We start from the raw sequence: 7394 nt of genomic DNA, 5'->3' as shown, positions 1-7394 counted from the left end.
GGCCCCAACCACATACAGCGCTTCCTCTACTACGTGGATGGGGCGGCCGGCGAGTACGTACTCGCCGGCCGCCCCAACCACGTATCGGTCGATCCGGGCTACTGAACCTCCGCCAGCACCCGCAGGATCTCCGCCTCGTCCGGAGCCGCCTGCAGCCGCGCCCGGAAGTCCGTGTCCATCAGCTTGCGCGACAGCAGCGCCAGAATGCGCAGGTGCTCGTCGCCCGCGGCGGCCTCAGGCACCGAGATCATAAAGACGAGCCTGGCCTTGGTGCCGTCGAGCGAACCCCACTCGATGCCCTCGTCGGACCGTGCGAAGCAGACGACCGGGGCGGTCACCGCGTCCGTCTTGGCGTGCGGGATGGCGATCTCCTCGCCGAGCCCGGTCGTGCCCTGCTCCTCGCGCCGCAACGCGGTCTGCACGAGCTCCTCCAGGTCGGCGACCTTGCCGGTACCGGCGGCGAGGCCCGCCATCTCGCGGATGGCCGCTTCCTTGTCCTGCGCGCCCAACCGCACCTTGACGGTCCGGCCGGTGAGGTAGCCGGAGAGGACCTCGGGCTGCTGATCGGCGGCCGTACTCGCCCCTGCGGCGTGCGCCTCGTCGGCCGCCTGTGGCGAGGCGTTCGCGGACCCGGAGGCGACGGTCGCCGTGGCGTAGACATGGGGAGTGCCGGCGGGAGCGGCACCGTCCGTGGCGCCCTCACCGGACGCGACGGAGACTGTCGCGGCCTGCTTGGCGGCGGCACGGCGGTTGCTCGCGCCGACGAGCGCGTTCGTCGTCACGGCGGTGACCACCGTGCCCGCGACCATCGCGACGAAGAACATGGCGAGGCCGCTGATCGCTCCGAACACCGCGACGATCGGACCACCGTGCGGCACGGAGTCCTCGACCCCGGAGAGACCGGCGATCGCACCGGCGACCGCGCCACCCAGCATGTTCGCCGGGATGACCTGCGCCGGACGCGCCGCCGCGAACGGGATGGCTCCCTCCGAGATGCCGAAACAGCCCATGAACAACGCTGCGATACCCGCTTCGCGTTCCGCGTCCGTGTAGAGCTTGCGGCGGATCATCGTGGCCAGGCCCTGGCCGAGCGGCATGACCGGGATGGCCGCGGCGGCCATACCCATGACGGCGTTGTTCGTCCCGATCAGACCGACGGCGAACAGGAACGCGGTCTTGTTGACCGGCCCGCCCATGTCGAACGCGATCATCAGGCCGATGAGCGCGCCGAGCAGTACCGCGCTCGACCCGGTCATCCCGCCGAGGAAGTCGGTGAGATGCGTGAACACCCAGGAGATCGGCCCGCCGAGGATGTAGATGAAGGCGAGGCCGACGGCCAGAGTGGACGCGATCGGGACCACGATGATCGGCATGATCGGCTGGATGGCCTTCGGGACCTTGATCTTCCGGATCGCGATCACGAGGTAGCCCGCGAGGAAGCCGGTCACGATGGCGCCGAGGAAACCGGCATTGGCGTCGGAACCGTAGATGCTGGCGTCCGCGGCGAGGAAGCCACCGATCATGCCCGGCACCAGCGCGGGCCGGTCACCGAGCGCGTAGGCGATATAGCCGGAGAAGATCGGCAGCATCAGCTTGAAGCCGAGTGTGCCGAGCGCGTTGACGTTGAACCAGAACGTGTCCTTGGGGATCTGGATGCCGTCCGGCGTCGCGTGACCGCCGATCGCCAGGGATACGGCGATCAGCAGACCGCCGACGACGACGAACGGGATCATGAAACTGACGCCGTTCATCAACGCCTTGTACGCCGCACTGCGCGCCTTGCCGCCGGACGCCGCGGCCTCCTGCGCCGCACCGCCCTCGGAGCCGGCCACGGGCGCGCTCTGGACCCGCTCGATCAGCTGCTCGGGGTGGCTGATGCCCTCCGACACGCCGACCGACAGCACCCGCTTACCGGCGAACCGGGCGCGGTCAACGTCCTTGTCGGCGGCGATGATGATGCCGTCGGCGCCTCTGACATCGTTGTCAGTGAGGACGTTCTCGGCCCCGATGGACCCTTGCGTCTCCACCTTCATGTCGATGCCCGCGGCGTCGGCTGCCTGCTGCAGCTTCTCCGCCGCCATATAGGTGTGCGCGATGCCGGTCGGACATGCGGTCACCGCGAGCAGCTTCAACTTCTTCTGCTGCTCGACGGCCCCTCCGCCCGCGTGGGGGTCGGCCGGACTGGTCACGTGGCTCTCCTTCAAGCGTTCCGTGCAAGAGCGCACAGATCTTTGCGTCTCTCCCAGCATGGTGCAACACATGCGCACAGGGTCGACAGCCCGAAGGTCCCGGATCCGCCGGCCCGTGGTCACGTATCCCGATTTCTGCCCGGTACCTCCCGCCGAGGAGGCCCGGTCCGGAACTCGCGCGACCGGATCGAGAGGCGGGGTGGGTTCGGCTGGGCCGATCGGTGTAGCTTTGTACCGAGCCAGACGTCGCTGCTGATGGCGGTCGGGCGGCCCGTACGCCGGGTCGACCCCGAGGGAGAGAGGGCCTCCGACGAACTGCGCTGCGAACGCCAGGGGACACCTGTGTCCCAGGACGCCGCAGGTCAGCCCTACGCGCATCGCCCGTACCGTGGGCAGGCGCCGTCAGCCCACCTCGACCGACTGCAACAGCACCGAGGAGCAGCTCACTTATGACTTCTGTCGCCAACCGACAGGACCAGGACTTCAAGGTCGCCGACCTCTCCCTCGCCGCCTTCGGCCGCAAGGAGATCACCCTCGCCGAGCACGAGATGCCCGGCCTCATGTCGATCCGCAAGGAGTACGCCGCCGCGCAGCCCCTGGCGGGCGCCCGCGTCACCGGCTCCCTGCACATGACGGTCCAGACGGCCGTCCTCATCGAGACCCTCGTCGCGCTCGGCGCCGACGTCCGCTGGGCCTCCTGCAACATCTTCTCCACGCAGGACCACGCCGCCGCGGCCATCGCCGTCGGCCCGAACGGCACGCCGGATGCCCCCCAGGGCATCCCGGTCTTCGCCTGGAAGGGCGAGACGCTCGAGGAGTACTGGTGGTGCACGGAGCAGGCTCTGACCTGGCCGAACACCCCCACCGGCGGGCCGAACATGATCCTCGACGACGGTGGTGACGCCACCCTCCTCGTCCACAAGGGCGTCGAGTACGAGAAGGACGGCAAGGTCCCCTCGGTCGACACCGCCGAGTCCGACGAGCACCGCGTCATCCTCCAGCTCCTGAACCGCACGATCTCGAACGGTTCGCAGAAGTGGACCCAGCTCTCCTCCGAGATCCGCGGTGTCACGGAGGAGACCACGACCGGCGTCCACCGTCTGTACGAGATGCAGCGCGACGGAGTCCTCCTGTTCCCGGCGATCAACGTGAACGACGCCGTGACCAAGTCGAAGTTCGACAACAAGTACGGCTGCCGCCACTCGCTCGTCGACGGCATCAACCGCGCCACGGACGTCCTCATCGGTGGCAAGACCGCCCTCATCTGCGGCTACGGCGACGTGGGCAAGGGCTGCGCTGAGTCGCTGCGCGGCCAGGGCGCCCGCGTGATCGTCACCGAGGTCGACCCGATCTGCGCGCTGCAGGCGGCGATGGACGGCTTCCAGGTCGCGACGCTCGACGAGGTCGTCGACAAGGTCGACATCTTCGTCACGACGACCGGCAACAAGGACATCATCATGGCCTCGGACATGGCCAAGATGAAGCACCAGGCGATCGTCGGGAACATCGGCCACTTCGACAACGAGATCGACATGGCCGGCCTGGCGAAGATCGACGGCATCGTCAAGGACGAGGTCAAGCCGCAGGTCCACACCTGGACGTTCCCCGACGGCAAGGTCCTCATCGTGCTCTCCGAGGGCCGCCTGCTGAACCTGGGCAACGCGACGGGCCACCCGTCCTTCGTGATGTCCAACTCGTTCGCGGACCAGACGCTGGCCCAGATCGAGCTCTTCACCAAGCAGACCGAGTACCCGACCGACGTGTACGTGCTGCCCAAGCACCTGGACGAGAAGGTCGCCCGCCTCCACCTGGACGCGCTCGGCGTGAAGCTGACGACGCTCCGCCCGGAGCAGGCCTCGTACATCGGCGTCGAGGTAGAGGGCCCGTACAAGCCGGACCACTACCGCTACTGAGCCACCAGCCGCCCGCCGGCCGACCGCTTCGCAGGACAGGCCCCCGCACCCCCGTGTCGGGGGCCTGTCCCGTGTCCGCACACACCGCTGGCTACGGTGGACACGTCCTTCGACGACCGCCGGCTCCGCACCTGAAGGCGGCCGTCACCAGGCCAGACAGAGGACCCCACGAACGCCATGCCCCGCGGCCGTTATTCGCTCCACGATCTGCACGATCACACCCCCCTCGGCGAAGAACACTTCCAGTGCGCGCCCGGCCCTTCCGGCTGGCGCTATGTAGCGCAACGGACCACCCCCTCCGGCGACCACGCCGGCTCGATCGACCTCGCCCTCGACGAACTCGGCCGCCCCATACGCCTCGAACTGAATGCCGCGAGCTGGCAGGTGAGAGGCGCCGCAATCGACGGCGTCACCTGGGTCCGCACCGACCCCACCGGCACTCACGCCACTGAAGGAAACGCCCCCGCGCACGCGTTCACGGGAACATCCCCCGCGTTCCTCATCGCCACCGCACGACTGCTCGCCCTCACCCCCGCTTCCCCGCCGACCCGCGTCCGCCTCGTCGCCCTGACGGATCCCGTCCTCGCACCCCTCACGGTGGACCAGTCCTGGACCCTGCTGAACAGCGAAGCACACGCCACTGACAACGGACCGCTGACCGTGGACGAATACCAGGTCACAGCCCTGGACACGGGCGAGCAGCAGGCGGTCCACATCAGCGGCGACGTGGTCCTCGCGGCCCCCGGCATCGAGCTGGAGGACCTCGAGACCCCGCCGTCGGCGTTCCGCTGACTCCGCCCGCTCAGGCCGGCGGCACGAACCCGGTGGCCGGCCCGTCCGAACTCCCGGGCCCTGCCGGGGCGTTGTCGCTCGGGCGGGGGCTCGTGACCTGTGCGGGCGAGACGACGGGGCCGGGCGCAGGGGCCGGGGGAACGGGAGGGGCGAAAGTGGTGACGGGCGGCACGGGCCCGGCGGCCTCCGCGTACCCGCCGTACCGCCCGAGACCCGCACCGGTCACGGGCGAAGCCTGCTGCCCACCCGCGGCGTTCGCTCCGAGTGCGCGCTGAGCCTCCCGCGACTGCCGCTCGTGCGTCACGGCCGCCAGAAACGCGGCAGGCGGCATGTCACTCGGCACCGGCGCCCCCGTGAGCGCGGCAAGCTCGCCCGCGAGCCGCTCGGCCATCCCCCACCCCACCTGCGGATCCAACTGCCCCATCCGCGTCAGGTACTGCCGCACCGCGAGCCACAGCCCCTCCGGCACGGCCGACAGATCCAGCTCGGCGAACCTTCCCACCAGCCACGGCGGAGGAGGCGGCACAAACGCCAACTGCCCGGTCGGCACCCTTTCCCGTACGACAAGGGTCCCGGCGAAAACGTCCCCGACTCGTCGGCCCCGCGCGGACACGAGTGAAGCGACGCAGGCCACGACCCCGAAGGTCATGAGGATCTCCACGACCCCGACGGCTCCCCGCACCAAGGCGTGCCGGAACCGGATCGGCCCGCCGTCGTCCCGCACGACGCGCAGCCCGCACGCGAGCTTCCCCAGCGACCGTCCATGGCTCAACGTCTCCACGGCGATCGGGATCCCGACCAGCACCAACAGAAACGTCGCCACCGCGACGGCCGCGGCCGCGGCGTCGTCGAGCGAGCCGGTCGCAGCCGCGAACGCCATGGTCACCGCGATATAGACGGCGAACGCCACCGCCAGGTCGATGAGCACGGCAAGCGCCCGACTCGGCAACTTCGCGGGTCGCAGCTCAAGCGCCACCGCCTCACCCGTCACCAGCTCACTCACGCCGGCCACCCACCCTTCAACGAGCTGCCCCAGGAACCGCCAGTCTGCCAAGCTGAAGGACCATCGCGCCGAACAGGTGCCGGAAAGCGAGGAGCAGCAGACCGGATGGACCTCGACGTCTTCGTGTCCGCCCACCGGGCCGAGTGGGACCGACTGGACGCTCTGCTGCGCCGCCGACGCCGACTCACCGGCACAGAGGCGGACGAACTGGTGACCTTGTACCAGCGCACTGCCACCCACCTCTCGCTCATCCAGTCGAGCGCACCTGACCCCCGGGTGATCGGCCGTCTCACCCAACTCGTGGCACGCGCGCGTAGTGCCGTGACGGGCACCCGCCGCGCTTCATGGCGCGACGTGACGCGCTTCTTGACCCGCGGTTTCCCGGCAGCGGTCTACAGGGCGCGCCACTGGTGGGTCCCCACCGCACTGCTCTCGACCGCGACAGCCGCCCTCATCGGCTGGTGGATCGCCACCCACCCCGAAGTCCAGGCCTCCATCGCGGCGCCTTCCGAGCTCCGCGAGATGACCCGCCTCGGCGGCCAGTACGAGACGTACTACTCGAGCCACCCGGCCGCCTCGTTCGCCGCCCAGGTCTGGACGAACAACGCTCAGGCCGCCGCCATGTGCCTGGTTCTGGGCGTCTTCCTGGGCCTGCCGGTCCTGTGGATCCTCTTCCAGAACATGCTCAACGTAGGTATGGGCATCGGCCTGATGGCCTCCGTCGGACGCCTCGACACCTTCCTGGGCCTGATCCTCCCGCACGGCCTGCTCGAACTGACCGCGGTATTCGTAGCGGCCGGGGCCGGACTCCGCCTCGGGTGGACCGTGATCGATCCGGGCCCCCGCACGCGCAGGACGGCCCTGGCCGAAGAGGCCCGCGCGGCCCTCGGCATGGCCATCGGGCTGGCCCTGGTCCTGTTCATCTCCGGGGCCATCGAAGGTTTCGTCACCCCGTCCGGCCTCCCGACCTGGGCCCGCATCGGTATCGGCATCACAGCAGAGCTGGCCTTCCTGACGTACGTCTATGTACTCGGCGGCCGAGCGGTTCGTACGGGAGAAACGGGCGATGTCGCCACGGATGAGCGCAGTGCCCTGTTGCCCACGGCCGCCTGATGTGCGAACAACCCCGCTGACCTGCTAGTCTCCTCTTCGCCCCGGAAAGACCGTTGACACGGACAGACCGGGGAGGTAGATTCGAACAGTTGCCCCGAACTCGACAGGTTCGATTGCAACGGCTAGTATCTAGCGCGCTTCACGAAATTCAATTCTTCGAGAAGCCCCTCCCGATTAATCGGAAACCCTGAGCCGGCCAGTCTGGCCCAAAACTTCTGATAAAGTCGGCACCGCCGAAAGGCAAAGGCCTCCAACGGCCACCGGAATTGAAATCCGAACCGGAAACGGAACGGAATACGGATCTGGTAGAGTTGGAAACGCAAGAACAGAAAGACCGAAGGGAAGCGCCCGGAGGAAAGCCCGCGAGGGTGAGTACAAAGGAAG

General features: G+C 68.8%; 5 protein-coding genes. 3 read left to right on the top strand and 2 right to left on the bottom strand.

Going from position 1 to position 7394, the window contains the following annotated elements; translation table 11 throughout:
* Positions 1 to 98: 98 nt before the first annotated feature.
* Positions 99 to 2189, bottom strand: a complete 2091-nt coding sequence (locus ABT004_RS35350) for a fructose-specific PTS transporter subunit EIIC (protein WP_351345598.1) — start codon at positions 2187 to 2189, stop codon at positions 99 to 101.
* Positions 2190 to 2638: 449 nt separating this feature from the next.
* On the opposite strand from ABT004_RS35350, the gene ahcY reads away from it, so the two are divergent.
* On the top strand, positions 2639 to 4102 hold the full coding sequence (ahcY, locus tag ABT004_RS35345) for an adenosylhomocysteinase (protein WP_351345596.1): 1464 nt from the start codon (positions 2639 to 2641) through the stop codon (positions 4100 to 4102).
* 177 nt (positions 4103 to 4279) lie between these two features.
* Positions 4280 to 4894, top strand: a complete 615-nt coding sequence (locus tag ABT004_RS35340; protein ID WP_351345593.1) for a hypothetical protein — start codon at positions 4280 to 4282, stop codon at positions 4892 to 4894.
* A 10-nt stretch (positions 4895 to 4904) separates the two neighbouring features.
* Here ABT004_RS35340 and ABT004_RS35335 read toward each other — a convergent pair whose 3' ends face one another.
* A complete protein-coding gene (locus ABT004_RS35335; protein WP_351345590.1) occupies positions 4905 to 5897 on the bottom strand; it encodes an RDD family protein in 993 nt (330 codons plus the stop codon).
* A gap of 105 nt (positions 5898 to 6002) precedes the next feature.
* Here ABT004_RS35335 and ABT004_RS35330 point away from each other — a divergent pair, with 105 nt between their 5' ends.
* Positions 6003 to 7010 (top strand): stage II sporulation protein M, encoded by a 1008-nt coding sequence (locus tag ABT004_RS35330; protein ID WP_351345587.1) that lies wholly within the window; start codon positions 6003 to 6005, stop codon positions 7008 to 7010.
* Positions 7011 to 7394 lie beyond the last annotated feature (384 nt).

Source organism: Streptomyces sp. NPDC002790, from assembly GCF_040295505.1.
Classification (GTDB): domain Bacteria; phylum Actinomycetota; class Actinomycetes; order Streptomycetales; family Streptomycetaceae; genus Streptomyces.
Note: the sequence above shows the minus strand (reverse complement) of the source record. Positions and strands in the feature narration are given on the sequence as shown.

Bases quoted from the DNA above. Each gene is read 5' to 3' on its own strand.
- ahcY (WP_351345596.1), top strand. From the start codon at position 2,639: ATGACTTCTGTCGCCAACCGACAGGACCAGGACTTCAAGGTCGCCGAC.
- ABT004_RS35340 (WP_351345593.1), top strand. From the start codon at position 4,280: ATGCCCCGCGGCCGTTATTCGCTCCACGATCTGCACGATCACACCCCC.
- ABT004_RS35330 (WP_351345587.1), top strand. From the start codon at position 6,003: ATGGACCTCGACGTCTTCGTGTCCGCCCACCGGGCCGAGTGGGACCGA.